Below are 2,279 nucleotides of genomic sequence, written 5' to 3'. Positions count from 1 at the left end.
CGGCCGGGGCCGCGGGAGGCGTCCTCGGGGACGCCGCGGTCGGCGCGACGAAGGGCGGCCTGCCGACGGACTCGCTCACCAAGGGCGGACTGCCGACCGACTCCCTGCCCACGCGGGGGCTGCCGACGCAGGGCCTGCCGCTCGGCTGAGGCCGCCTGTGCCGGTGAACGGGGGTCCAGGGATTTCCCTGGACCCCCGTTCCACGTTGTGGCGCCGGTCAGCGGGTCAGGCGGGAGACGGCCGCCCGGACGCGTTCGTCCGTCGCCGTGAAGGCCACCCGTACGTGGCGGGCGCCCGCCTCGCCGTAGAAGTCGCCCGGGGCCACCAGGATGCCCCGCTCGGCCAGGTCGGCGACCGTGGTCCAGCAGGACTCGTCGCGGGTCGCCCAGAGGTAGAGGCTCGCCTCGCTGTGCTCGATGCGGAAGCCGTGGGCGAGCAGGGCCGAGCGCAGGGCCTCGCGGCGGGCCGCGTAGCGCTCGCGCTGTTCCCGCACGTGGGTGTCGTCGCCGAGCGCGGCCACGACCGCGGCCTGCGTCGGCGCGGAGGTCATCATGCCGCCGTGCTTGCGGATCTGCAGCAGCGGACCGAGGACCTCCGGGTCGCCGGCGACGAAGGCCGCGCGGTAGCCCGCCAGGTTGGACCGCTTGGACAGCGAGTGCACGGCGACGATGCCCTCGTAGGAGCCGCCGTTGACATCCGGGTGCAGCACCGAGACCGGGTCGGCCTCCCAGCCCAGCTCCAGGTAGCACTCGTCGGAGAAGAGCAGGACGTCGTGGGCGCGGGCCCAGGCGACGATGTCCGTCAGCTCCCGCTTGGTCAGGACCCGGCCCGTCGGGTTGGACGGGGAGTTCAGCCACAGCAGCCGCAGGTTCGCCGGGTCCAGCTCGCGCGGGTCGTCGTAGACCTCGTACTCGGCGCGGGCGAGGCGGGCGCCGACCTCGTAGGTCGGGTAGGCCAGGCGCGGGTAGGCGACCTTGTCGCCGGGGCCGAGGCCGAGCTGGATGGGCAGCCAGGCCACCAGTTCCTTGGAGCCGACGACCGGCAGCACGTGCCGGTGGGTGATCCCGCGGGCGCCCAGCCGGCGCTCCAGCCAGCCGGTGATCGCGTCGCGCAGGGCCGGGGTGCCCCAGACGGTCGGGTAGCCCGGCGAGTCGGCCGCGTCGACCAGGGCCTTCTGGATCAGCTCGGGCACCGGGTCGACCGGCGTGCCGACGGAGAGGTCGACGATGCCGTCCGGGTGGGCGGCGGCCGTCTTCTTGTACGGCTCCAGCTTGTCCCAGGGGAAGACCGGGAGCCGGTCGGAGACTGCGGACACGATCAGTGGCTCACTTTCGTACGGTGCGGCAAACGCCTCGGTCCCGTGCGGCGCTGATCGGGGTGATCGGGCCGTACGGGACCGAGGCGGCGCGGTTGCGGCCGCTTGGCGCTCAGGCGGGCGGTCAGCCCTGCTTCGGCAGCTCGGCGACGAAGGGGTGGTCGCGCTCGATCAGCCCCAGCTTGCTGGCGCCGCCGGGCGAGCCCAGCTCGTCGAAGAACTCGACGTTCGCCTTGTAGTAGTCCTTCCACTCCTCCGGGACGTCGTCCTCGTAGAAGATCGCCTCGACCGGGCAGACCGGCTCACAGGCACCACAGTCGACGCATTCGTCCGGGTGGATGTACAAGGACCGCTGGCCCTCGTAGATGCAGTCGACCGGGCACTCCTCGATGCACGCCTTGTCCTTGACGTCGACACAAGGCTGCGCGATGACGTAGGTCACGCTGTCGTTCCTCCTCGATAGGGCGCTGGCGGGCCTCCTCAGGCCCGCCGCCTGGCGCGCGGGAGCGCGGCGTCGTCGATGCCCGCCCCTAGTATCTCCGTTCCGGAGCATGATCCGAACAGGAGGGGTGAACTCACCGGTGGAAATCTCGGCGACAGGACGCCTGGAGGTCCGAATCACCCCCGCTGACGTGGGGAAACGGGTCTCTGTACGGCGGTTGGGCGAACCCGGTGCCGGACCGGAGAAGTTCACTGACACGGTGGGTGTTCTCACATCCTGGGACGGTGGCGTGCTCATGATCACACGCCGGGACGGCGAAAGTGTCGGAATTCCCGAATCCGCGCTGGTCGCGGGCAAAGTGATTCCCGCCGCACCGCACGCGCGCGTGCCGTGCCGGACGGGGCGTCGATCGCGGTCAGGCCGGGCACCGAGGCCGCCGGGATGTAGAGCAGTTCGGTGGCGACCTGCTGGCCGTGGGACAAGTACTGGCGCGAGCGCTCCATAGCCTCGCACGACCACCCG

2 protein-coding genes and 3 pseudogenes are annotated in these 2,279 nt (G+C 71.7%); 2 read left to right on the top strand and 3 right to left on the bottom strand.

Annotated elements, in window-relative coordinates; translation table 11 throughout:
- Positions 1 to 149: pseudogene (locus tag H5J33_RS37980) on the top strand (ATP-binding protein); the annotation flags it as partial.
- 68 nt (positions 150 to 217) lie between these two features.
- Here H5J33_RS37980 and H5J33_RS31825 read toward each other — a convergent pair.
- Together H5J33_RS31825 and fdxA are read right to left on the bottom strand one after the other, a co-directional pair.
- A complete protein-coding gene (locus tag H5J33_RS31825; protein WP_181798211.1) occupies positions 218 to 1,315 on the bottom strand; it encodes a bifunctional succinyldiaminopimelate transaminase/glutamate-prephenate aminotransferase in 1,098 nt (365 codons plus the stop codon).
- 124 nt (positions 1,316 to 1,439) lie between these two features.
- Positions 1,440 to 1,757 carry a ferredoxin gene (gene fdxA / locus H5J33_RS31820; protein WP_030614838.1) on the bottom strand — a complete coding sequence of 106 codons (318 nt, stop codon included), beginning with the start codon at positions 1,755 to 1,757 and terminating at the stop codon, positions 1,440 to 1,442.
- A gap of 139 nt (positions 1,758 to 1,896) precedes the next feature.
- Between fdxA and H5J33_RS37975 the strand changes: the two are divergent.
- Positions 1,897 to 2,142, top strand: a pseudogene (locus tag H5J33_RS37975) (GNAT family N-acetyltransferase); the annotation flags it as partial.
- On the opposite strand, the pseudogene H5J33_RS36870 reads toward H5J33_RS37975, so the two are convergent.
- A pseudogene (locus H5J33_RS36870) lies at positions 2,120 to 2,279 on the bottom strand (GntR family transcriptional regulator); the annotation flags it as partial. The pseudogenes H5J33_RS37975 and H5J33_RS36870 sit on opposite strands and share 23 nt — an antisense overlap.

The organism is Streptomyces sp. WELS2, assembly GCF_013870595.1.
Classification (GTDB): domain Bacteria; phylum Actinomycetota; class Actinomycetes; order Streptomycetales; family Streptomycetaceae; genus Streptomyces.
This window is presented reverse-complemented; position numbering and strand designations above follow the sequence as displayed.